Source organism: Rhodospirillaceae bacterium, assembly GCA_018660465.1.
Lineage (GTDB): Bacteria > Pseudomonadota > Alphaproteobacteria > Rhodospirillales > JABJKH01 > JABJKH01.
This window is the reverse complement of sequence record JABJKH010000090.1, coordinates 15,604-38,000: the sequence shown is the minus strand read 5'-3', so window position 1 is coordinate 38,000 and position 22,397 is coordinate 15,604. Positions and strand designations below refer to the sequence as shown.

Annotated in this window: 24 protein-coding genes; 12 read left to right on the top strand and 12 right to left on the bottom strand. The window is 53.1% G+C overall.

Annotated features, from left to right (window positions below; all coding sequences use genetic code 11):
* Positions 1-4: 4 nt before the first annotated feature.
* Positions 5-874: an alpha/beta hydrolase gene (locus HOM51_15390; protein MBT5035897.1), complete on the bottom strand. Its 870-nt coding sequence runs from the start codon at positions 872-874 to the stop codon at positions 5-7.
* A gap of 120 nt (positions 875-994) precedes the next feature.
* Between HOM51_15390 and HOM51_15385 the strand changes: the two genes are divergently transcribed.
* The 7 genes from HOM51_15385 to HOM51_15355 all read left to right on the top strand — a co-directional run bounded on the left by HOM51_15385 (position 995) and on the right by HOM51_15355 (position 7,848).
* Positions 995-2,896 carry a propionyl-CoA synthetase gene (locus tag HOM51_15385; GenBank protein ID MBT5035896.1) on the top strand — a complete coding sequence of 634 codons (1,902 nt, stop codon included), beginning with the start codon at positions 995-997 and terminating at the stop codon, positions 2,894-2,896.
* Between the two features lie 4 nt (positions 2,897-2,900).
* Positions 2,901-3,296 carry a rhodanese-like domain-containing protein gene (locus tag HOM51_15380; GenBank protein MBT5035895.1) on the top strand — a complete coding sequence of 132 codons (396 nt, stop codon included), beginning with the start codon at positions 2,901-2,903 and terminating at the stop codon, positions 3,294-3,296.
* A 4-nt stretch (positions 3,297-3,300) separates the two neighbouring features.
* Positions 3,301-4,428 carry a PrpF family protein gene (locus tag HOM51_15375; GenBank protein MBT5035894.1) on the top strand — a complete coding sequence of 376 codons (1,128 nt, stop codon included), beginning with the start codon at positions 3,301-3,303 and terminating at the stop codon, positions 4,426-4,428.
* A gap of 18 nt (positions 4,429-4,446) precedes the next feature.
* Positions 4,447-5,886, top strand: coding sequence for a thioredoxin family protein (locus tag HOM51_15370; protein MBT5035893.1), 1,440 nt, complete (start codon positions 4,447-4,449; stop codon positions 5,884-5,886).
* Positions 5,883-6,161, top strand: a complete 279-nt coding sequence (locus HOM51_15365) for a hypothetical protein (protein MBT5035892.1) — start codon at positions 5,883-5,885, stop codon at positions 6,159-6,161. Before HOM51_15370 ends, HOM51_15365 begins: the two co-directional genes overlap by 4 nt.
* Before the next feature lie 72 nt (positions 6,162-6,233).
* Positions 6,234-6,416 (top strand): hypothetical protein, encoded by a 183-nt coding sequence (locus HOM51_15360; GenBank protein MBT5035891.1) that lies wholly within the window; start codon positions 6,234-6,236, stop codon positions 6,414-6,416.
* A 7-nt stretch (positions 6,417-6,423) separates the two neighbouring features.
* The gene (locus tag HOM51_15355) at positions 6,424-7,848 is read left to right on the top strand and encodes a multicopper oxidase family protein (protein MBT5035890.1); all 1,425 of its coding nucleotides are present in this window, start codon (positions 6,424-6,426) and stop codon (positions 7,846-7,848) included.
* Between the two features lie 12 nt (positions 7,849-7,860).
* Here HOM51_15355 and HOM51_15350 read toward each other — a convergent pair whose 3' ends face one another.
* The 3 genes from HOM51_15350 to HOM51_15340 all read right to left on the bottom strand — a co-directional run bounded on the left by HOM51_15350 (position 7,861) and on the right by HOM51_15340 (position 10,677).
* Positions 7,861-9,051 (bottom strand): CoA transferase, encoded by a 1,191-nt coding sequence (locus tag HOM51_15350; protein ID MBT5035889.1) that lies wholly within the window; start codon positions 9,049-9,051, stop codon positions 7,861-7,863.
* A 63-nt stretch (positions 9,052-9,114) separates the two neighbouring features.
* Complete coding sequence (locus tag HOM51_15345) at positions 9,115-9,843, bottom strand: CoA synthetase (protein ID MBT5035888.1); 729 nt, start codon at positions 9,841-9,843, stop codon at positions 9,115-9,117.
* Between the two features lie 6 nt (positions 9,844-9,849).
* Positions 9,850-10,677 (bottom strand): CoA synthetase, encoded by an 828-nt coding sequence (locus tag HOM51_15340; protein MBT5035887.1) that lies wholly within the window; start codon positions 10,675-10,677, stop codon positions 9,850-9,852.
* A gap of 143 nt (positions 10,678-10,820) precedes the next feature.
* Here HOM51_15340 and HOM51_15335 point away from each other — a divergent pair, with 143 nt between their 5' ends.
* On the top strand, positions 10,821-11,018 hold the full coding sequence (locus HOM51_15335; protein ID MBT5035886.1) for a hypothetical protein: 198 nt from the start codon (positions 10,821-10,823) through the stop codon (positions 11,016-11,018).
* Between the two features lie 126 nt (positions 11,019-11,144).
* A complete protein-coding gene (locus HOM51_15330) occupies positions 11,145-11,795 on the top strand; it encodes a hypothetical protein (GenBank protein ID MBT5035885.1) in 651 nt (216 codons plus the stop codon).
* An 11-nt stretch (positions 11,796-11,806) separates the two neighbouring features.
* Here the strand turns inward: HOM51_15330 and HOM51_15325 are convergent, their stop codons facing one another.
* From HOM51_15325 to HOM51_15300, 6 genes are all read right to left on the bottom strand, one after another.
* A complete protein-coding gene (locus tag HOM51_15325; GenBank protein ID MBT5035884.1) occupies positions 11,807-13,126 on the bottom strand; it encodes a TRAP transporter large permease in 1,320 nt (439 codons plus the stop codon).
* An 83-nt stretch (positions 13,127-13,209) separates the two neighbouring features.
* The gene (locus HOM51_15320; protein MBT5035883.1) at positions 13,210-13,761 is read right to left on the bottom strand and encodes a TRAP transporter small permease; all 552 of its coding nucleotides are present in this window, start codon (positions 13,759-13,761) and stop codon (positions 13,210-13,212) included.
* Between the two features lie 106 nt (positions 13,762-13,867).
* A complete protein-coding gene (locus HOM51_15315; protein ID MBT5035882.1) occupies positions 13,868-14,470 on the bottom strand; it encodes a carbon monoxide dehydrogenase subunit G in 603 nt (200 codons plus the stop codon).
* A gap of 85 nt (positions 14,471-14,555) precedes the next feature.
* A complete protein-coding gene (locus tag HOM51_15310; GenBank protein ID MBT5035881.1) occupies positions 14,556-16,184 on the bottom strand; it encodes an NTP transferase domain-containing protein in 1,629 nt (542 codons plus the stop codon).
* A gap of 5 nt (positions 16,185-16,189) precedes the next feature.
* Complete coding sequence (locus tag HOM51_15305; protein MBT5035880.1) at positions 16,190-16,885, bottom strand: XdhC family protein; 696 nt, start codon at positions 16,883-16,885, stop codon at positions 16,190-16,192.
* Positions 16,886-16,900: 15 nt separating this feature from the next.
* A complete protein-coding gene (locus tag HOM51_15300) occupies positions 16,901-17,224 on the bottom strand; it encodes an XdhC family protein (protein ID MBT5035879.1) in 324 nt (107 codons plus the stop codon).
* A gap of 172 nt (positions 17,225-17,396) precedes the next feature.
* Here HOM51_15300 and HOM51_15295 point away from each other — a divergent pair, with 172 nt between their 5' ends.
* Genes HOM51_15295 through HOM51_15285 form a run of 3 tightly spaced genes read left to right on the top strand, consistent with a single transcriptional unit; the run spans position 17,397 to position 21,022 of the window.
* The gene (locus HOM51_15295; protein ID MBT5035878.1) at positions 17,397-19,727 is read left to right on the top strand and encodes a xanthine dehydrogenase family protein molybdopterin-binding subunit; all 2,331 of its coding nucleotides are present in this window, start codon (positions 17,397-17,399) and stop codon (positions 19,725-19,727) included.
* 23 nt (positions 19,728-19,750) lie between these two features.
* Positions 19,751-20,227 carry a (2Fe-2S)-binding protein gene (locus HOM51_15290; GenBank protein ID MBT5035877.1) on the top strand — a complete coding sequence of 159 codons (477 nt, stop codon included), beginning with the start codon at positions 19,751-19,753 and terminating at the stop codon, positions 20,225-20,227.
* A 3-nt stretch (positions 20,228-20,230) separates the two neighbouring features.
* Positions 20,231-21,022, top strand: coding sequence for a xanthine dehydrogenase family protein subunit M (locus tag HOM51_15285; GenBank protein ID MBT5035876.1), 792 nt, complete (start codon positions 20,231-20,233; stop codon positions 21,020-21,022).
* Between the two features lie 283 nt (positions 21,023-21,305).
* On the opposite strand, the gene HOM51_15280 is transcribed toward HOM51_15285, so the two are convergent.
* A complete protein-coding gene (locus HOM51_15280; GenBank protein ID MBT5035875.1) occupies positions 21,306-22,091 on the bottom strand; it encodes an aldolase in 786 nt (261 codons plus the stop codon).
* A 68-nt stretch (positions 22,092-22,159) separates the two neighbouring features.
* Positions 22,160-22,393: a hypothetical protein gene (locus tag HOM51_15275; protein ID MBT5035874.1), complete on the bottom strand. Its 234-nt coding sequence runs from the start codon at positions 22,391-22,393 to the stop codon at positions 22,160-22,162.
* Positions 22,394-22,397: the final 4 nt, after the last annotated feature.

The following is a 22,397-nucleotide window of genomic DNA, read 5'->3' as shown; positions in this document are numbered from 1 at the left end:
CACTCTAGAGCCCCATCATTTTCAACGTCGCTGAGCACAGCGCGCTATCAGGATCGATAAAGTCATCCAAGATCGAAAAATGATTTTTGCCGGGGACTTCCATGCTTCTGCAATCGCAGCCCATTTCTGACCAGGCTTCCGTGATGTTACTGGTATGGCGTTTGAATTCTGCGGTTTCGGCGCCACCAACCGCAAACAATACCGGCGCTTCTTTAGTCGGCGGTAGGGTGATGGAACTGTTGCGCTCAACCTCCCCATCGGACAGGTGCAAAATATCGTTGATGAAGCATTTTTGAATGGGTTCAAGCTCATAAATCCCGCTTAAGGCAACGCCACCCTTTAAGACATTGGAGGGTAATCCGCCATGCGCCGCCCAATCTGTCGCCATCATCATCGACACCAAATGACCCCCTGCTGAATTGCCCGTGACAAATACCCAATCAGGATCACCGCCGTGTTCAGCGATATTGCCATGAACCCAGGTTACGGCGGCCCTACACTGACGCACGATTTCATCCAAATCCACCGACGGGATTAGCGCATAATTTATCACCACTGTGAGCGCCCCTGATGATGCAAATCGTTCGGCGATAAAGCTGTATTCTTTTTTATCGCGGCGCATCCAAAATCCGCCGTGTATGAAGATATTTACCGGGACAACCCCTTGGTTGTTGGGCCGAACAATATCTAGTTTCTCCATGGCGCTAGGGCCGTAGGCGATATCCAAGGCATGGTCGTATTTCGCAAGCGTTTCTGTCGACATTCCAGCCCATCGCTCCATGATGTCATCAACGCTCGGAACTGCGGCCCCATTATCGTACTGAGCATCCAAACCTTCCTGGGTGTAGTCGCTAAAAATTAAATCGCCGTCCATCGTATTCCCCCTGATTTCGTCTTACAGCAGATTTACAGGCAGATTACACACGAAGGGGATGGTCGGGAAGGCTTCGGTTTTGCTAAGCTGTAAAAAACGAACGCTACAGGGATGAGCCACATGGGAAACGCCTACGAGGACGCACACCAGAAATCGCTGGAAGACCCTGAAGGATTCTGGGGGGCTGCGGCGGAGGAAATCGATTGGACCAAAAAATGGGACAAGGTGCTGGATGACACCAACCCGCCCTTCTATCGCTGGTTTGTCGGCGGTGAAACCAACACCTGCCATAATGCCCTCGACCGTCATGTAGACAGTGGACGCGCCGACCAACTGGCGCTGATCTATGACAGTCCGGCGACGGGTGGCACGGTTAGAAAATATACCTACCGCGAACTCAGAGACACCGTCGCCAAATTTGCAGGCGTATTAGCCGGCCTTGGTGTTGGCAAAGGCGACAGAATCATCATCTACATGCCGATGGTGCCTGAGGCCGCCATTGCCATGTTGGCAGCAGCACGACTGGGCGCGGTACACTCCGTCGTTTTTGGTGGATTTGCCGCAAATGAACTCGCCACCCGTATTGATGACGCGAAACCCAAGGTGATGGTATCAGCTTCGTGTGGCATCGAGCCCGGACGAGTTGTGGAATACAAACCCTTGCTCGATGGTGCTGTTGATCTGGCCCAGCACAAAATCGATCATTGCGTGATTCTGCAACGTCCAGAAGTCACCGCAAGCATGATTGAGGACCGCGATGTGGATTGGGAGAGCGCCACAGAGGCTGCTGCCCCTCACGATTGCGTGCCTGTCCTGGCAACCGATCCGCTGTATATTCTCTATACCTCCGGCACCACTGGCGTCCCTAAAGGCATTGTCCGCGACAATGGCGGTCATATGGTGTCGCTGAAATGGTCGATGAAGGCGGTCTACGATGTGGACCCGGGCGAAGTCTATTGGGCTGCCTCAGATGTTGGTTGGGTAGTGGGGCATTCGTATATTGTTTATGCGCCGCTGCTACATGGTTGCACGACGGTCTTGTACGAAGGCAAACCTGTCGGCACGCCAGACGCAGGCGCGTTCTGGCGGGTGATTTCTGAACACAAAGTCCAAACCCTGTTCACCGCGCCAACTGCTTTTCGCGCCATCAAGCGCGAAGATCCCAATGGCGAATTCTTGAAGAAATACGACATGAGCAACTTCAAGATTCTTTTCCTGGCGGGAGAACGCACCGACCCCGACACCCTCCACTGGGCCGAAGATAAACTCGGCACCCAAGTGATCGACCATTGGTGGCAGACGGAATCGGGCTGGCCGATGGCGGCCAATTGCATGGGGCTGCATGCCTACCCGGTAAAACCGGGATCACCGTCCATGCCGGTTCCAGGCTTCGACATACAAGTGCTTGATGATAACAATCAGTCGGTTAAGGCCGGCGACATCGGTGCGATCTGTGCAAAACTACCGCTGCCGCCGGGTTGCTTGCCTACCCTTTGGAACGCAGATAATCGTTACAAGGAAGCCTATCTGGTTGACTACCCCGGCTATTACAAATCCGGCGATGCGGGATACTTGGATGACGAGGGCTATCTGTATGTCATGAGCCGCACCGACGATATCATCAACGTCGCGGGACACCGGCTTTCCACGGGTGCCATGGAAGAAGTTCTTGCCGAACACAAGGATGTCGCTGAGTGTGCGGTGATCGGGGTGGCTGATGAATTAAAGGGTCAACTCCCCTTGGGATTCTTGGTCTTATCTGCAGGTGTAGACCGAGCCGAGTCCGATATCGTCGGCGAGGTTGTCGCCATGGTACGGGATAAGATCGGCCCCGTCGCTGCCTTCAAGACAGCGACGGTCGTTACCCGCTTACCCAAGACCCGTTCCGGCAAGATACTTCGCGGCACCATGCAAAAGATCGCAGATTGCGACGACTATAATGTGCCCGCAACCATTGACGATCCGGTCATTTTGGATGAAATCGAAGTGGCCCTTAAAAAAGTCGGCTACGCAGGAGAATAATTTCGTGGCAGTTACAAAAGGCATTAAGGATTTAGTCGCAACGGCAAGTGCCGAGGTTGAAGGCATTCCCGGCAAAGACGCCCTGGCCCTGGCAAGCGACGACGATACTGTCTTCATCGATGTCCGCGACATTCGCGAACTGCAACGCGAAGGTTCCATCCCTGGGTCCTTCCACTGCCCGCGCGGCATGGCTGAATTCTGGGTCGACCCGGAAAGCCCTTACCACAAAGAAATTTTTTCGTCCGGCAAACGCATCGTCTTTTTCTGCGCCATTGGCTGGCGGTCTGCATTGACCGCCAAAACCGTCCAAGACATGGGCCTCGAAAGGGTCGCCCATATAGAGGACGGATTTAATGGCTGGAAAGAGGCGGGTGGCGACGTAGAAACACAGGAGAACTAAAACCATGCGGCAAACAGTCCAAGCAGTCTTCATGCGCGGTGGCACGTCTAAGGGTGTGATGTTTCATGAGGGTGATCTTCCTGATGATCTTGAAAAGCGGGATGAGATAATCCTGCAAGTCCTTGGCAGCCCTGATCCTTATCAGCGGCAACTGAATGGTATGGGCGGTGGGATTTCTTCTCTGTCCAAAGTCATGGCCGTCAAAGTGTCTGACCGCGATGATGCGGATATTGATTATACGTTTAATCAGGTCTCGATCCTGAAAGCGCTGGTGGATCGGAATTCCAATTGCGGCAACCTATCATCTGCCGTCGGTCACTTCGCGGTCGAGGAAGGCTTGATCAAGGTACCTGACGGGGAAGCGGACCTGCGGCTTTACAACACCAACACAGACAAGATCATCCGGTCCAGGTTTTCTGTCCACGATAATTTACCTGTTGAAACCGGCGACTTTGAAATTGCGGGGGTTGCTGGAACCGGCGGACGGATCGCACTCGATTATCTGGACCCGGGCGGAGCGATCACCGGACAATTGCTGCCGACCGGCAACCTGATCGATACGTTCGACATTGCTGGCTATGGGTCAGTCGACGCCAGCGTTATCGATTCCACCGCCTGCTGCGTGTATGCCTGGGCAGACTCATTTGGTCTTAAGGGAACTGAGAGTCCAGATGAGATCGAAGCCATGCCGGGCATCATGGATGCGTTGGACGAACTGCGTCGTCAGGCTGGAGTCCTGGCTGGCATTGCAAACCGCCCCGAAGACGTTCCGCAATCAACTCCCAAGGTCGCCGTGGTCGCCAAGCCTACCGATTTCCACACCCTGGATGGCAGTCTTATTAAAGGTGACAGTGCCAGCATCTTGATTCGCATGATCTCCATTGAACGGGTCCATCGGGCGACGCCTATGACCGGCGCCATGTGCCTTACATCGGCCAGTCAAATCGAAGGCACCATCCCTTATATAGCTGCCAACCATGATAAGGAAGATACTTTTATTGGCCATCCTTCCGGCCTGTTGCCGGTATCTTCCGAGGTTGAGAATATCGACGGCCGCTGGCGGGTCATCGCCAATCGCGCCTTTAGAACTGCCCGCCGGCTGATGGAAGGCCGTGTCGTATTACCGACTTGATTTAAGGAGACCAAGCCCTTGCAATTTACCGATGGACTACATCTTGTCGTTAAAAAAGATTGCCCGACCTGCACCCTAATTGAGCCCATTATTCGCGACATGGCAGCGGTTGGTGAGAGCCTTTCTATTTATGTGCAGGATGATCTTTCGTTCCTAGGTGACTTGCCGATTACCGAAGACGATACAACCCTAGAACAAAGCTATCATCTAGACATCGAAACTGTACCGACCATGATCCGCATGGAAGACGGCATTGAGGTGGAACGTATTGTCGGCTGGTCGCAAGAAGACTGGCAAACGTTCACTGGCATCGATGACATTGGCAAGCAATTGGTACCCTTCCAGCCGGGCTGCGGTGCGTTGAACGTTTCGCCCGGAGCAGAGGAACTTCTTCAGGCAAAGTTTGGTCGCGTGCCGATGAAGTCTCGTACCATCGAAGTCGGTCGTTTCGATGACGAAATAGAACAAATGTTCGATCGGGGTTGGTCTGATGGACTGCCCGTGGTGCCGCCGACACCGGAACGAGTTCTCAGAATGCTGACGGGAACACCCCGCGATCCGCAGGAAATCGTCGGGCGCATTCCGCCGAACCTGACAGAATGCACAGTCGAGAAAGTTGCCATCAATGCGGTCATGGCAGGCTGCAAACCTGAATACATGCCGGTGGTTTTGGCCGCCGTAGATGCTGCACTGGACCCGCTGTTCACGCTGCACGGGCTTCTGTGCACCACGTGTTTCTCGGGTCCCATCATTATTGTTAACGGCCCGATCACCAAAAAGATCGGCATGAACTGGGGCATCAATGCGCTCGGCCAAGGCAACCGTGCGAACTCAACCATCGGTCGCGCGTTACAATTAATCGTTCGCAACGTCGGTGGTGGCATTCCAGGTGAGATTGACCGAGCGACGCTGGGCAATCCAGGCAAGATTGGTTTCTGCTTTGCCGAAGATGAAACCGACCCGACGTGGGAGCCTCTCTCTGTCTCACGCGGGTTTTCAAAAGATGCGAGTACAGTGACCCTTTTCCCAGGTGATGGTGTTCACGGTTTTGCAGATAACCGGTCACGCACCCCGGAAGAACTCACCAAGTCATTTGCCATGGCGCTACAGGGTTGCATACATCCAAAACTATTTGAATGGGTTTTAGGTGTATTGGTACTCTCACCTGAGCATTATACGATTTATCGTGACGCGGGATGGAGCCGGTTTAAGATTACCGATGAGTTGGTCAAAGCGACCATCAAACCCGGCAAAGACTTGATCCGGGGGGCCCATGGCGTCGGTGAAGGCCTAGACCCTTCCCGCGCAGATGAGATGATCCCTAAGTTTTATGAAGACGGCCTTATGATTGTTCGTGCCGGCGGGCCTGCCGGACTGTTTTCTGGCATTCTAACGAGTTGGACCGGTGCCCAGAAAAAAGGCGCGTGTGACGCTGTAACGCGGGAGATTAAACTATGAGCCAAATCCTCTATGACCCAACGGGCGAAACCGCGCCCACCAAGCGACCTCGGCAAGCGCCGCCGACCAGCCTGGACGGTAAGACCGTCATGCTGTTCGATATCGGCAAGTCCCGGTCTGATGAATTTTTAGACCATATCGAAGCCTTGCTGTTGGATAAGGGCCTGAACGTATCCCGTGCCGCTAAACCAACCAACGTCAAGACCGCACCCAAGGCCGTAATCGATCATATGGTGAAGGAGGCTGACGTCGTCGTCGAAGCCTTATCGGATTGAGGCTCTTGCACGTCGTGCGGTCTGCATGACTTAAACGAATTGGACAAACAAGGGGTGCCGGGGGTTTTTTTGGTGACGACGGAATTCAAAGACGCAGCTGCGATCCAGTCAAAGGCACTGGGGTTTGAGCCGGGGATTCTCTGGATGCCACACCCAGTGCAGAACCGAACGCCGGAGGAACTAAAACAAATTGCAGCAGACTCGGTTGCGGGAATTTTAAAAATGATTACATCAGGGGCTGAAATAGCTTCCTGAGGAACTCATGACGTACCCACGACACCCCATCAGCCGCCGCACCTTTCTGGGTGCGAGCGCTTCATTTGCCGCGTTAGCTCCAACAACTGGGGCTTGGGCATCAATGCCTAAAACATTCCAGCTTACCCCGGCGCCAACGACAATCGATCTGGTCGGCTCGAAACATCCCAAGACCGCCGTGTGGGCCTACAGCGGTACTGTTCCTGGCCCAATGATAAGGGCAGTCCAGGGGGATCGCGTTCAGATCGCCGTCAGCAATGGGTTGACCGAAAAAACCACGGTTCATTGGCACGGCCTGCGGATCCCAAATGCCATGGATGGCGTGCCGGATTTGACTCAGCGTCCCATCGATAAGGGCGAGAACTTTCTCTATGACTTCGAACTTCCTGATGCCGGGACCTATTGGTATCACCCCCACGTCCGCACGTCAGAGCAACAGGGTCGCGGGCTTTACGGCGCGTTCATCATCGAAGAGAAAAATCCACCCAAAGTCGACCGCGATATTACCTGGGTACTGGACGATTGGCGCCTGACGAATGAAGCCGCCATTGCCGAGCCTTTTAACCACATGATGGACCTCAGTCATGGCGGGCGTATCGGTAATTCAGTAACCGTCAATGGCAAGCTTTTAGACACCCTGCCTGTGCGCTTTGGCGAGCGCATTCGGCTCAGGATCATCAACACCGCCAATGCCCGAATTTTTGGGCTAATGTTCGACGGGCACGATCCACAAATCGTTGCGCTCGATGGCCACCCTGTTCAGCCGCACGCGCCGAAAGATAGTAAGATTATACTCGGCCCGGGCCAACGCGCAGATGTCATCATCGATTTTACTGCCGACCCTGCCAAACAGCACCCCATCCGAGATGCCTATTATGCGCGTTCTGCCTACGAGTTGGGGCCCGTGGTATATGCCAAAGAACCGCTTCGAAAGAAGCCCTTGGGCACCCCGATTACGCTTCCCCCAAATCCTCTCGCCAAGCCCGATTTAAACGCTCCTGGTCGCCATGAGATCGTCATTTCTGGCGGTGCCATGGGGCGCATGCGCGAAGCCACATACAAAGGTCAGGCGATGGGCATCAGGGATTTGGTCGGTGTCGGCAAGATCTGGGCCTTGAACGGTATCGCCGCGCACGGTTCGGTCATGCCCCCCATGTTCACCCTTAAGAAAAATCAGACTTACATCATCACCATGCGAAACGACACCCAGTGGGTTCACCCCATGCACTTTCATGGTTACGCCTTCCAAATTCGCACCCGAAATGGCAAGCCAGAACCCTATACGCCCTGGGTCGACACCGTCCTGCTAGGACCAAACGAGAGCGCCGAAGTCGTATTGGTTGCAGATAACCCGGGGGATTGGCTCTATCACTGCCACATTCTAGAACACCACGCGGCGGGTATGTCCGGGGTTATTCGGGTGACGACTTAGACAAATTTTAATCTAAATAACCTTCTTGCCTTGTAACTCTTCAATGGCGTCGGTGGAATAACCAAGCTCACCTAATATCTCCGCCGTATGCTCCCCGGCCTCTGGGGTGTGGCGCTTGAAGGTATCCGGCTTTGGCGCGTTTGAGAGATTAATCGCCGACCCGACCAAATCGAGGTCGCCAAGGGTCGGATGCTCTTGTGTCCGGCTCATCTTTAAATGCTTCACCTGCGGATTATCGAACACTTGATCCAACGTGTTAACAGGTCCACATGGAACACCCGCTTCAATCAGAATTTCGGTTAATTCGGCGAGCGTAAATTCGTTGAATTTATTCTGGATGATTTCATTCAGCGCATCGCGGTTATTTGAGCGTTTATCAACAGTGTCATAATCTGGGTGGTCGATAAATTCTTCCAAGCCCACGGCTTTGCAAAAGCGGGGGTACAAATTGCCGCTACCGGCGACGACGATGTGTGCATCCTTGGCCTTAAACAGGCCCATGGGAATGCCGGTCGGGTGATTGTTGCCAGCGCTCTTAGAGACCTCTCCCTTCACCAACCAGCGCGCCGCATGCAGGTCCATCATATTGATCATGCTTTCAAGCAAAGATGTATGGACCCATTGCCCCTCGCCGGTGACTTCTCTGTCCAACAGCGCCATTAGGACGCCGTGCGCAAGAAACATCCCTGCGCATAAATCAGAAATGGGAACGCCGACACGCATGGGTCCGGAGCCCGGCTCACCAGTGACTGACATCAACCCGCCCATGCCTTGTGCAATTTGATCAACACCATGACGGTTATTGTAGGGACCACTTTGTCCGAAGCCGGAAATGCTGGCGTACACCAGACGTGGATTCACCTTGCGCACGGTTTCGTAATCGACCCCAAGCTTGTGTTTCACCGTGGAACGATAGTTCTCGATCAAGACATCGGCATCTTTGACGAGCTTGAAAAAGACCTCCTTACCTTCCTCCGTCTTCAAATTAAGCGTGATGCTGCGTTTGTTGCGGTGCAGGTTCTGAAAATCGAATTCATGACGCGTTCCGGTGAGACCCGCGCGGTTTTTTCCGGTATCCAAAGGGGGTTCTATTAATATGACATCAGCGCCCCAATCGGCCATCAGGCGCACCGCCGTCGGCCCTGCACGAGCCTGAGTCATATCGATCACGCGGAACCGCGATAGCGGCATGGTGTCAGACATCTAGAAATCCCCCTGAGTATTTTTAAAGTATATTTAAAATCCTTGCTGATGAAGAACCCCGCGTCAATCGTTTCCAAACACCCGTTCTGCAAATTTTGGATAGGTCTTGGCGATACGGGCTGAAATAGTTTCCCGTAGCAACGTCGTAGTCGCCTCGTCCAACACCGGCGTTTCTATAACCGATTTCGGGCACTCAAAATCAAAGCCTGTGTTATCTCTAACTTCTTCCACCGTATGGCCAGGATGGATGCTTTCGAGTTTGAAACGGCCCTTCTCCTTATTGAACGAGAAGTGACAAAGCGGTGTCACGAGGGCGTGCGGACCGCCGGGGCGATAGACATTTTCCTTGCTCACGCCGGGAGCGCTGATGAAATCGACCTTTTCCACCATCACCCGGCGGGTGTGCTCATCGCGGAACAAGATCACCCGAGGTACAACGAAATACAGATACGCCGATCCAAACGATCCGGACCAACGGACTTTCTGTTGCGGGTAATCGCCAATGCCGACCAAGTTGATATTCGCCTGTCCGTCGATTTGGCCGCCGCCTAGAAAGAACGCATCGATCCGCCCTTGGCCGGCGCAATCGAAAAGTTCAACGCCGCCATCGGTCCAGAATTGATCCCGGCCTGATCCCAACATTGAAACCCGCATAGACCCGCCCGACAGTTCCTCAGCCAACAAAGCCGCTGAGCCCGGAACGGGCGATGAATTCCCGACAGCCACATGACGCACACCGTCTAATAAGCGCGCTATCACGGCGATCATGACTTCTTCGGTTTTAATTTCCATGGTGGTTTATTCAGCCGCTTGGCGACTGTTCATGACAAACCGGTCCAGGTAGTCGCGAAAGCCCTCTTTAGTTTTTGCCATGTCGCAATAAAGCGCCATGTGTTCCGCGTCGACCGCATAGCGTCCAGGCAAGCCCATTGGCCAACTGCCGTTTTTGGCCTCGGCGATACCTGAAACGTAAAGTGACGGAATACACCCCGGCGCCAGCTTTTCATCTTCAAGCAGGCTGCCATCGATAATTTCTTCTACCGTCGCCAATGTCTCCTTGGCGGCATGGGCCATGGTCAACAACGCTCGCTCTCGGCCAATCCAAACATTGCCATGACGATCAGCCAGTGGCGCGTGAACGAGCGCGATATCGGGTTGGATGGCGGGCAAAGCGATGACCGGGTCATCGTCGGCAAAGGGATTTTCTATAATCTTGAACTCATCGCGGTGACCTTCGATGTCGGAGCCGATCAGCCCCCGCATCGGCATGAAGGGAATACCCTTCTCCGCCGCTTGTAGACCTGCATATACCGCTGGGCACGTGGCATCCTTAAGGGTTATGGAGCCTGCTTTCACGGCACGAACAAAATTAGGTGGCGCGCCAAATTCGCCCAAAGTTATCGCAGATGTTTCTACTGTCGCGACAGAACCTGCACCAACGAATAGATCGGTTTGAAGGCCGCTGGTTGGGACAGTGACAATGTGAAGTCGTCTGATGCCTTTGCGGATTAGCGCACGGGTCGCTTCCATGGCCACGCCGCATTCATCCTTCACCACGGCGATCTTGGCACCGTCGGGAACGCCTGCCACCAAATCGTCTACAGTGCTATAAACCCGCTCGCTCATTCTCTTTTGTCGCCTCCCAAACAAAAATTATCAACAAACTTATTGCCAATGTGACGGATGTCACAGCGGGCAAGACGCCATCCCAATATGGTGACCTTACAACAGAAACGTTGTGGTTTATCCAAGAAATGGAGAATTTAAAAATGTTTGACTGGAATGAGTTTGAAGATTTCCGCGCTGTTCCCCTACACGTTACCGACAACGTGAACTACACGCGGTTTAATATGGATTATAAATACGGTGAAGACCGGCGCGCAAAAAGAAATTCCTGGAACGGCGCGGAACGGCGAAACGACGCAGACTGGCGCTTTGCGGCCATTCGGAAGAAGCGTCGCGTATAAAAGAGCCCTTCCCAACCTCATCGCGAATTCATCACGCGGGTTTGAACCCTATTGATTTTAATCAGGGTCAAACCCGCCTTATTATTCAATTGTAAAGTGTGAATTCAACTGCGAAGGAGGTCGCATATGTATATGCGTGTACTCACCGTAATTTCAGGAATATCAGTCGCTTTGGCTCTTGTCGGGCCCTCATCAAGCCAAGCTGATCTGCAAATTGCTCAATTCAGTGGCGATGCCAACAAACCCAAGCGCCATTTCAGAGTTCGAAATTCCGCTGCTCTAAGCCCAGAAGAGGCCCAGAAAATATACAGTGGTCTCAGGGACAAGATGGCCGGATTGTATCGGATATCTAATCATCCTGTTGCGAAACAATTTTTGAACTGGCGCAAATACAACACGTCACCTTATATTTCGGCAACCCACGGCAAGCGCTACCTCAATAACTACGCGAATAAAAAGGCTCACGCCTATGGGAAATATGAAAACGCAGGCCGTCTTCCCGTGGGGTCGATAATTGCCAAAGACAGCTTTTCGGTGACTGAGGATGGTAAAGTTAACTACGGCCCTCTTTTCATCATGGAAAAAATGAAGAAAGGGTTCAATTACGTCACCGCCGATTGGCGCTATATCATGATCATGCCAGACGGCAGCCTAATGGGCGAAACGAAAGGTATCGACGCGCAAAAGGTTAAATACTGCATTGGCTGTCATCTCGCCAAGGAGCGCCATGACCACCTTTACTTTTTGCCGAAGAAATTCCGCGTTAAGGCAAAATGATTGGGGCCGCTCTAGGATATAGCCAACCTCGGCAGCCAAAGGGCGATTTCAGGCCAAATCCAGATCATGGTCATAACAACCAGCATCAATATCCAATACGGGATTGAGCCCGCGAATATTTCCGATAGGGTCACGGCATCATCATCAACGGCCCCTTTGACCGTATAGACCAGCAGCCCGAACGGCGGTGTCAGCAAACCGGCTTCAATTGCCAAGATGCCAAAGATACCGAACGCGATGGGATCAAAACCAACGGCTTCGGCTACCGGCGCGAAGATTGGCACGGTCAGCAGAATGATCGAAATTGAATCCAATATCATGCCAAGGATCAGCCAAATAATGACCATCACCATGACAATGCCGAATTCGCCTAATTGGAAGCTGGAGAACGCTGCTTGAATGAGGTCAGAAATGCCGGCAGCAGCCAAGAATTTTGCGTACATCGCCGCCGTCAGCAGGAGGAGCATAATCGGTGCCGCAGTTTTACCCGCATCAATGACCGCATGGACAAAAGCTCGTGCCTTCATCCCCTTAATCAATCCCAAGATCATCGCGCAAATTGCGCCGACGCCACCGGCTTCGGTCGGCGTGAACAAGCCGCCCCAAATGCCGCCAAGAACCATCAAAATAAGGACAAGAATTCCGATGCCGCTAATGACTTCTGCCCGCGATAACTGTTGATCATCGTCATCCATACGATCAACTTTTGGCACGACATCGGGCCGCATCTTCGCCCAAATCACCGTGTAAGCAATAAAGAAAGCCGACAGCAGCAGCCCTGGGATCGCGCCCGCGATAAATAACTGAGAGATCGATTTTTCCGTAATGATGCCCCAAACAATCATTAAGACGCTGGGCGGGATTAGCATCCCCAAACAGGCACTCCCTGCAACCGACCCCAAGGCAAAGGTTCGGCTATACCCATGATGGCGCATTTGCGGATAGGCGATGCGGCTAAACGCGGCGGCAGCGGCAATACTGACACCAGTAACCGCTGCAAAGACTGCGTTACCTGCAACAGTGGCGACTGCCAAACGTCCGGGCACCAGCTTCAAGCCATGATTGATAATATTATATAAATCTCGGGCAGATCCTGATCGACTGACGAAATCTCCCATCAAGATAAACAACGGGATGGTCGCGAAGACCTCACTTCTGAGTTGTTCGTAGGCAACGTTACCCGCAGATGCGAGGGCTACGTCAAATTCTTCGAACATGATCCAGTTGCCGATAAAGGCGGTAATGCCAAAGGCAAAGGCGATGTGGACGCCGGATGTAATGGCGACAAGCATAAGCCCTAACATCAGCAAAATTATCGTATTTTGATCCATCGCCTAACGATCCCTCTCGAATAAAATCCCGGCATGCGCCGTACTAAACTTCATGAATTTCGATGTGAATTTTGATGTTGCTATTAACCTGCTACGATAGAATCTTCTTCAGTCTCTTCCGGGTGCGCCACGGCGTCGTAGGCCAGAAGCAAACAAACGGCTGCAACAATTCCACTGACAGCAAAGAGCAGTGTTCTAATCGGATAGACAGGAATGGTGATAATGCCTGATCCTTCGACCTCGCCAATTTCCCACCCTTCGATCATATTATCCCAACTACCCCAGGCGATCAGGAGGAACATTACGGCGCCAATTATATAGGACGTGGCATCAATATAACCTCTGCCTTTTTGACCGGCTTGCGAATAAAAAATTGTGGTGCGGAGCGAACTCCTGTTCAGGATAGAGAGGGGAAGTTGAAGGAAAAGAATGGCAACGACTGAATTTGAAACGATTTCGTTGGTTCCATAAAACGGCTCTTTAAAGAGACCCGCCGGAATTCCAGCCTCGCGAACAAGGACGTCGTATAGAATAAGCACCGCAATTGCCATCAACCAGCCGGCCGCCAAAACGTTCAAACCATTTGCCGCTTTCGTTAGATTTTGCTCGAACGCTTTCCGATTATTTCCCGCCATCTGAGCCCCTGTTGGTCCTTATTAAGCATTTTGGCCCTTTCCGGGCCGCGATACTTATAGAGGGAGCCCACCTAAAGGGAAACAAGTTTATGAAACAGGCGCGCATTCAGCGGGTAAAATAACAAACAGCCAACAGCACCACACTGGCACCGGCTATTATCCATGGCAGAGTCGACTGGCTCGAGGTTGCCCCAGCATCAGGTTCTTTCTTATCCTGGGTTGCGCTTTTTTCCTGAACGTTAGCAGGTGCATCTTGCTCGACCTCAGCGTCACCACTCAAATGTGCGGCGAAACTGGAAAAGAATTCTGCTGCCAGTTTTTTAGATGTCGAATCAATCAAACGTTGCCCTACTTGGGCGAGTTTGCCACCAACTGACGCATTTGCAGTGTAGGTTAAAACGGTTTCATCACCGTCCGTTTTTAAAGAAACCTGAGCACCGCCCTTACCAAAGCCAGCCGCACCGCCTTTACCACTGCCGGAAATGGTATAGCTGTCCGGGGGATTGATATCAGACAAGGTAACATCCCCTGTAAACTTGGCTTTTACAGGGCCGACCTTGAACGTAACCTTGGCCGTAAATTCCGTATCAGAAACTTTTTCCACGGTTTCGCAGCCGGGAATACAGGCACGCAAAACCTCAGGGTCGTTCAAAGCGTCCCAAACAACTTGTTGAGAGGCGGCGATGCGATATTCACCGTTCATATCCATGATCGGGTGTTCTCCAAATTTAAGCTAATTCAAAGCCACGTCGTATACCAATCCGGGCAGGCGGACAAGAACAGCCCTTAAAAACTTACGAGCGGGCCGTGATATCAGATAATTTTTCGGGCGTATCCACATCTAATAACACCCCGTCATCCTCCATCTCGATCTCAGCGACCACATCAGCGTATTCGCCAATGAGATGTCTCGCGCCGACATCGCCATGAAGGTGGCGCATTTCGTCGAAGAAACGATGTGCCCAGAGAACAGGATTGCCGCGTTTGCCGCGGTGGGTCGGGACACAAATTGCACGGCCTTCGATGGGACTAAACGCTGCGATGAGATGATTAATATCTTCTGCTGCCACGCGCGGCATATCGCCGAGACAAACAACCACACCATCAATATCGTCCGGCAACACGTCGAGCCCTTTTATCAGCGACGTGCTCATCCCTTGTTCGAAGTCTGGATTTTCCACAAACGTAACATCGGGTCCTGCCAAACATTCTCTGACCCTCTCAGGCTCATGCCCCAGAACGACTGCGACTGGGCCTGTTTTTGAAGCCATGACCTGATCCATCACCCGTCGGACCATGGGTGTGCCATTCACATCGGCCAACAGTTTGTTTTCGGCCCCCATGCGCCGGGACTGGCCTGCGGCCATAATCAGCGCTGCAATCCTGGGTGCACGCGGGGCAGTTGCCGTCATATCAGTGTCCCTAGCAGTTTCATCGCGGGGAAGCGGACGGCTCGGGATTTCTTTTAACAACCCCCCCACGCCCATGCGTTTTATATCATCTCCAGCGACGTCCAGCCCTGCCAACAATCGTTCCAATACCCAGTCGAAGCCATTGGTCTTAGGCGAACGCGCGCATCCAGGCAGACCGATGACCGGGGTATCGTCCGCCAACCGCCCCAGCAACAAAAGATTCCCAGGATCAACCGGCATGCCGAAATGTTCAATCCGTCCCCCCGCCTGCTCAATCGCTGCAGGGATGGCGTCGCGTCGATCTGTAATGGCGGACGCTCCCGCGATTAGAAGCAACCCAATTTCTTGTTGGGTCGCCTGGGCAATAGTGTCAGAAATGTCTGCAGAGTCGTGATTGCAGCGGTGCTCAAAAGCAAGTGATCCGCCATATCGTTCCATGCGTTCCCGGGTCACATCCGCTGTTTTATCGAGAACGCTGTCCTTGGTTTGCGGCAAGCGACTTTGGATGAGACTCGCCACAGTCGGAATAAATGGAGTCACCCCCATAGACTTAGCAATCGACTCAATTTCCTCTACAGCATCAACCGGAGCCGCAAACGGAATAACCTTTATCGTCGCGACGAGGCCGCCTTCTTCCACCAATTCGAATTCAGCCAAGGTCGCGACTGTCAAAGATTCATGTGCCAAATTGATACGCTCAACCACATCCTTGTCGAAAGTCACCAATCCCGGCGTTTCCGCGATCAAATTCGCACGCCCGGTGAAGGCAGGGCCAGCACGGAGATTATCGCCTGCTAAAACTGCGGCAATTCGACTGGCGGCCTCATCTTCTCCGACATCCGTTTTCTCCAGGCGTGCGGCAATGACGGAAGCAATGCCATCTGCCTGTAAGACATCTATATCTTCGGCTGATAACACACGGCCTTTTTTAAAAGTCGCATTTGTTAATCGGACGCTATGCGCCAGGATCGCACCTTCTGCCTCATCCAGGGGTGTTTCACCGAACAGCATTCACATCAACCCCGACGCAGGGCTTCGGTCATTTGACCAACGACGGAGACTGCTATTTCGGCTGGCAGAACAGAGCCGATATCAAGCCCCACGGGTGCATGAATGCGGGCGATGTCATCTTCCGAATATCCCGCTTCCTGCAAACGCTCGACCCTTTTTGCATGGGTTCGGGTACTGCCCAACGCACCAATATAAAAGACATTCGCCTTTAAGGCCGCATTCAGTGCCGGATCATCGATCTTGGGATCATGGGTCAGGGTCACGACGGCCGTGCGCGCATCCAAGTCCGCAGCGTCCAACACAGTGTCGGGCCACTCGTTTGATAGGGTCACACCGGGAAATCGCTCGTCCGTGGCGAAGGCACCCCGGGGATCGATCACCGTCACATCATACCCCGCCAACGCCGCCATCGGAGCCAAGGCTTGGGTAATATGAACAGCCCCCACGACGAACAAACGAAGCGGTGGATTGTGGACGTGAACGAAATATTCGCTGCCAGCGTCGGTTTCCAGTGTACCGCTTTTGTCGTCTTTGATGGACTTTTGGACCGCGTTCAATATTTCATCGCTGAAGCCATGCTGATTGCCGTCGTCATCGCCAAAGACCAAATGCTGAATGCCGGTCGCCAGGTCTGTGAGCATCGCCATCGGACGCTTTGCCTTGCGGGCTTCAAGAAGGGTATTGAGTGTGGTGCTTTTCATAAGGTCCTCTGTTAATCAATCGAGGCGTTCGACAAAGACTTTTACTTTGCCACCACACGTTAGGCCGACTTCCCAGGCTTGTTCGTTGGTAATGCCAAAGCTAAGGGTCCGGGGCTCACCGTCTTCAATGACCTGTTGGGCCTCGTGAACCACGGCGGATTCGATGCAACCGCCAGATACAGACCCAATCATTGCGCCCTTGTCATCGACCGCCAGTTGCGACCCGGCTCTCCTAGGGGACGATCCCCAGGTCTGAATGACCGTCGCCACAGCAACGCCACGACCGGCCTCTTTCCAAGCTGAAGCTTGTTCTAAGACGTCTTCGCTATCTATTGTCATCTCATTAACTCCCTTACCAAGCTAACATCCTAATCACCTAAGAGACTTGCGAAAATGATTAAGTGATATCCAGTCCAACTGAAATAAAACTAATATAATTTGCATTCAAGGAAGCGCCGTGGATAATTCCTCATCTAAACATTCGAAATAGTCGGTGAACGGTTAAGCAAAAATGGAAAAATTTGGAATGGGCCAGCCGGTCCGTCGCGCGGAAGATGTGCGTCTGGTGACGGGACAAGGCGTTTATACGGACGATTTTAATTTAGAGGGCCAGGCCTTTGGCTGTTTCTTACGTTCGCCCCATGCACACGCAAAAATCCTCTCCTTGGATACGACAGTGGCGAAAAGTAGCCCCGGTGTCATCGCTGTATATACAGGCAAGGATATCGACGCGGCGGGTGACGTGAATGATGTTCCTTGCAACGCGAACATCAAGGATCTACAGGGCAATCCCATGTATCATCCACGCCGCAGGCCCTTGGAGTCGGAACGGGTGCGCTTCGTTGGGGACTTGATTGCCATTGTTGTTGCTGAAACCCACGTTCAAGCACGCGATGCGGTTGAGATGATTGAGATCGAGTACGAAGAACTTCCGTCGGTTGTTGATACTGCCAAGTCACTGGAGCCAGGTGCGGCGCAAATTTGGCCGGAAGCCAAAGGAAACCTCTGCGTCCATTTTGAGAATAAAGATAGCGCCGAGATTGATGCAATTATTAAGTCTGCGCCGAACGTCGCTAAGGTTGACCTGATCAACAATCGCTTGATCGCAGCCCCGATGGAACCCCGTGTCGCCATTGGTGATTACGATGACAATACGGGAACGATGATTCTTTATGCGCCCAGCCAGGGTGCCAACCGGATGCATTCTAACATTATCAAGGTGTTTCCCCTTGAGCCTGAAAAAATTCGCATCATTTCAAAAGATACCGGCGGTGGCTTCGGGGTCAGAAGCAAAGCCTATGCTGAACTTTTGGTTCTCATGTGGACGGCCAAGCAGTTAAAGCAGCCGGTAAAATGGCAGGGTGATCGATTTGAATCGATGGTTTCAGACAATCATTCCCGTGACAACGTGACCCATGCTGAACTGCCGATGGACGCAGATGGCCGTGCCTTAGGCCTGAAGATTGAAACAATTGCGTCCGTAGGTGCATATCTTTTAGAAAATGGCCCTGCCATTCCAACCCATAACGGTCGCCGGATCACAGGCACTGTCTATAAACTTCCCGAAGTCTATCAATCGGTACGCGTTGCGTTTTCCAATACCACACCGACGGACAGCTATCGGGGGGCCGGGCGGCCAGAAGCCGCCTTCATCATGGAAAGCTTGATGGAAGAAGCCGCCAAGGTCATGGACATGACCCCGATCGAAATGCGTAATCTTAACTTCATCCAAGAAGAAGATTTCCCCTATACCAATTCCCAAAACCTCGCAATCGACAGCGGCAAGTTTACCGAGACCATGAACATGGCGATGGAAAAGGCTGACTGGGACGGAGTTGAATCTCGTCGGGCTGAGTCCAAAAGGAACGGCAAGTTGCGCGGCATTGGTCTTGGTTACTTCATGGAAAGTTCCGGCGGCAAGCCAGAAGAGTTTGGTCGGATTCGCATGGAAGCTGACGGGTCGGCGACGATATTGGTCGGCACCTTCTCCCATGGCCAAGGTCACGGAACGGCGTTTCGACAAATCGCACACGACGCTCTAGGGCTGCCCTTCGAAAAGATGAATTTCATCGATGGCAGTGACACGGCCATAATCCCCCGTGGTCATGGAACCGGCGGGTCGCGGTCGTCTCAGATGGGCGGGGTCTCAATCTTACGAGCGGCGAAGAAGGTGATCGTAAAAGGCAAAGTCATTGCGGCCCACTTGCTGCAAACCGGCGAGAACAAAGTCGAGTTCGCCAGCGGCGTCTATACCGCGACGGACAGTGGTGCCAGCATATCCTTATCCGAAGTCGCCATGGCGGCACACGATCCTGATAAATTGCCGGAAGGCTCGGACACAGGTCTCGATGAAAATGAACATTATGAGCGGGAAGCGGATTATAATTTCCCCAACGGCGCGCACATTGCCGAAGTGGAAATCGATCCGGAAACCGGCGTGATTGAGGTTGATCGTTATTCCGCCGTTGACGACAGTGGCGTGATTATCAATCCGATGCTTTTCCATGGTCAGGTCCACGGCGCGATTGCCCAAGGGTTGGGCCAAGCATTGTGTGAGCACACGGTCTATGACGATGACACCGGGCAATTCCTATCAGGCACGTTCATGGACTATTGCATGCCGCGCGCGAGCATGATTCCGGACCTGAACGTTGGATCGAACGAAGTGCGGTGCGAGACCAATGACCTTGGTGTTAAGGGCGCTGGCGAAGGTGGATGCTGTGGTGCACCACCGGCAATCGTGAACGCAGCGTTGGATGCCTTAAAAGATTTAGGTGTAACAGATTTGGCCATGCCGCTCACACCGCTCAGGGTGTGGCAGGCAATTCAGGCCGCTAAATAAAGTTAATAAGGAAAGATGAGACGATGACGACAGTAAGCATGACCGTGAATGGCAAGGAGGTTTCGGGCGATGTCGAAGATCGAACCCTGCTGGTCCAATTCATCCGTGAGCATTTACAACTAACAGGAACACACGTCGGCTGCGATACCAGCCAATGCGGTGCCTGCACGATCCATGTAAATGGGGTTTCGGTGAAATCCTGCACCATGTTGGCGGTTCAGGCGGAAGGCGCCGACATCAAAACCATCGAAGGTGTCGCCAACTCGGATGGCTCACTCCATCCCATGCAGGCTGCGTTCCAGGAAAACCATGGCCTCCAATGCGGCTACTGCACCCCTGGCATGGTGATGTCGGCGTTGGATATCGCGCGGCGCATTCCCGATGTGGACGCAGACACTGTTCGTCATGAGCTAGAAGGCAATCTTTGCCGCTGTACCGGCTATGAGAACATCGTGAAATCAATTGTTGCTGGCGCAAAAGCCATGCAGGCGGAGGGCTAAAAGATGTATGAATTTGAATATACCAAGGCGAACTCCGTCGATGATGCAGTCGAAAAGTTAAAGGGCTCGGAAGATGGAAAAGTAATGGCGGGCGGAATGACGCTAATCCCGACATTAAAACAACGCCTGGCCATGCCGAGCGATCTTATTGATCTGGCCAGCGTCGATAACTTGGCCGGCATTTCCACCGACGGCAGCACCGTGACCATCGGTGCCATGACCCATCATGCGGATGTCGCGGCCTCTGACGATGTCAAAAAGGCCATTGCGGCACTTGCCGTATTGGCAGGCGGCATTGGTGATCCGGCCGTCCGGCACCGGGGTACCATCGGCGGCTCCATCGCCAACTCTGACCCATCGGCAGACTATCCAGCAGGTGTGTTGGGCCTAAACGCAACGGTCGTCACCAATGAACGTGAAATCGCCGCGGACGATTTCTTCCTCGATCTATTTGAAACCGCCCTGAACGAACAGGAAATCATTACCGCCGTACGCTTTCCAATCCCAGATCGTGCGGGCTACATCAAATTCCCCAACCCCGCCTCTGGCTACGCCGTTGTGGGCGTGATGGTTGCGAAGTTCGGGGATGATGTGCGGGTCGCCGTGACGGGTGCCGGAGCATCCGCCTTCCGCATCCCGGAGATGGAAGCGGCCTTGGCCGCAAACTTCTCCGCCGGTGCGGTCGCGAATATTTCTATTCCCGCCGATGATCTAAATGCCGACATTCATGCGAGTGCAGAGTACCGCGCGCACTTGGTGACGGTCATGGCAAAGCGGGCGGTGGCATTAGCATAATATTCCCGGCGCAAGCATTATTTTCCAAGTATTCAGGCATTTGTACCTAGGATCGGAATTTGTTCAATCTACCTTCGGGACCCTGTTTCTGCTAGACTGCTGGAAACAGTGATGGAGGTTAAAAAATTGACGCCACCTGACCAGATAACAGACATATCCAACCAAACATAACAACACCCGGTTCTAAAATCGGGTCATGCTTCGAGCATGTAAATAAAGCCCCATCCGGGCACTTAAAATGTGTCTTTGAGTTGATGGGGCTTTAGTTTGCGAAGAACTTAACTTAGCCCAAACACCCCGGATCATCCCGCAATACCCGCCGTGCAAAGTAATGAAACGTTGCCGCAATCGGTGCCGGCTTCAGCCGATAATCATGCGCGTCTTGGGCTGCTTTGGGATCAAGGTCTTGAATGGTCCCGGCCGACATCGCCAGCAGTTGCAGCCTGGCCGCGTGCTCAAAATAGTACGCCAGCACCAAGGTTTCCTCCAACGTCGAACAGGCCGCGAGATAGCCATGATGGGCCAGTAGAATTGATCGCTTATCACCCAAGGCGGCGGAGATAATATCGCCTTCTTCGTCGCCAATCGGCGGCCCCGGCCAGTGCGCCAAGAATTCGCAGTCATCGAAGAACATCGACGTATCCATATGCGACGGCTTCAGCGGCTCGCCGATCATCGACAACGCAGACGTATAAGGTGCGTGGGTATGAATGCTTGCCATGACGTCCGGGCGACGGCGAAACACCCAGAGATGAAACCGCGCTGCCGGGCTTGGCATGCCTTCGCCTTCCAGCACATTTAATTCGTTATCGACCAGCAGGTAATCATCCGGCGTCACCTCATCCAGGCCAAGACCAAAACGCACGGTCCAGCATGTCTCAGGCTCCGGCCCCCGTGCGGTCACGTGCCCGGCCAGTGCAGACCCCTGGTCTTGGCGATCCAAAATCCGGCAACTCAGCGCCAGCTTTTCTTTCAGCGTCCATTCATCGGTGCTGATCAGATGCTGGTTCATCTGCTGGGTGGCAACGGCGTCGTATTCTTCTTTCGATTTGTGGTCAGCGTCGGGCATGGCGGGTTCTCCTGGATATCAATTTAATGATAGTGCCGGGAGAGGCCATGCCCGCGCAACCGCAATTGTTACGCAGATGCAGAATGTGCGTTTCGGTGACCGCCGCGCTTAATTAAAAATGAGAACGTTGCCGCAAACAAAACCAAGCCAAGCGCTTGTTTCATTCGGATGGGTTCGAGCCCGAACATGTCCGGCGCAAACATGTTCCAGGAAATATGCACTAGGGCCGCCAGCAGAAAGCTCCAGCCGACGACTTTCGCCGTGACGATTGCATAGTGTTTGAAGGGTATTCGATTTGACATTGTA

Bases quoted from the DNA above. Each gene is read 5' to 3' on its own strand.
- HOM51_15295 (MBT5035878.1), top strand. From the start codon at position 17,397: ATGGAAAAATTTGGAATGGGCCAGCCGGTCCGTCGCGCGGAAGATGTG.
- HOM51_15315 (MBT5035882.1), bottom strand. From the start codon at position 14,470: ATGGATATGAACGGTGAATATCGCATCGCCGCCTCTCAACAAGTTGTT.
- HOM51_15355 (MBT5035890.1), top strand. From the start codon at position 6,424: ATGACGTACCCACGACACCCCATCAGCCGCCGCACCTTTCTGGGTGCG.
- HOM51_15335 (MBT5035886.1), top strand. From the start codon at position 10,821: ATGTTTGACTGGAATGAGTTTGAAGATTTCCGCGCTGTTCCCCTACAC.
- HOM51_15375 (MBT5035894.1), top strand. From the start codon at position 3,301: ATGCGGCAAACAGTCCAAGCAGTCTTCATGCGCGGTGGCACGTCTAAG.
- HOM51_15310 (MBT5035881.1), bottom strand. From the start codon at position 16,184: ATGCTGTTCGGTGAAACACCCCTGGATGAGGCAGAAGGTGCGATCCTG.
- HOM51_15390 (MBT5035897.1), bottom strand. From the start codon at position 874: ATGGACGGCGATTTAATTTTTAGCGACTACACCCAGGAAGGTTTGGAT.
- HOM51_15280 (MBT5035875.1), bottom strand. From the start codon at position 22,091: ATGCCCGACGCTGACCACAAATCGAAAGAAGAATACGACGCCGTTGCC.
- HOM51_15340 (MBT5035887.1), bottom strand. From the start codon at position 10,677: ATGAGCGAGCGGGTTTATAGCACTGTAGACGATTTGGTGGCAGGCGTT.
- HOM51_15350 (MBT5035889.1), bottom strand. From the start codon at position 9,051: ATGTCTGACACCATGCCGCTATCGCGGTTCCGCGTGATCGATATGACT.
- HOM51_15275 (MBT5035874.1), bottom strand. From the start codon at position 22,393: ATGTCAAATCGAATACCCTTCAAACACTATGCAATCGTCACGGCGAAA.
- HOM51_15320 (MBT5035883.1), bottom strand. From the start codon at position 13,761: ATGGCGGGAAATAATCGGAAAGCGTTCGAGCAAAATCTAACGAAAGCG.
- HOM51_15290 (MBT5035877.1), top strand. From the start codon at position 19,751: ATGACGACAGTAAGCATGACCGTGAATGGCAAGGAGGTTTCGGGCGAT.
- HOM51_15300 (MBT5035879.1), bottom strand. From the start codon at position 17,224: ATGACAATAGATAGCGAAGACGTCTTAGAACAAGCTTCAGCTTGGAAA.
- HOM51_15285 (MBT5035876.1), top strand. From the start codon at position 20,231: ATGTATGAATTTGAATATACCAAGGCGAACTCCGTCGATGATGCAGTC.
- HOM51_15330 (MBT5035885.1), top strand. From the start codon at position 11,145: ATGTATATGCGTGTACTCACCGTAATTTCAGGAATATCAGTCGCTTTG.
- HOM51_15325 (MBT5035884.1), bottom strand. From the start codon at position 13,126: ATGGATCAAAATACGATAATTTTGCTGATGTTAGGGCTTATGCTTGTC.
- HOM51_15305 (MBT5035880.1), bottom strand. From the start codon at position 16,885: ATGAAAAGCACCACACTCAATACCCTTCTTGAAGCCCGCAAGGCAAAG.
- HOM51_15345 (MBT5035888.1), bottom strand. From the start codon at position 9,843: ATGGAAATTAAAACCGAAGAAGTCATGATCGCCGTGATAGCGCGCTTA.
- HOM51_15385 (MBT5035896.1), top strand. From the start codon at position 995: ATGGGAAACGCCTACGAGGACGCACACCAGAAATCGCTGGAAGACCCT.
- HOM51_15365 (MBT5035892.1), top strand. From the start codon at position 5,883: ATGAGCCAAATCCTCTATGACCCAACGGGCGAAACCGCGCCCACCAAG.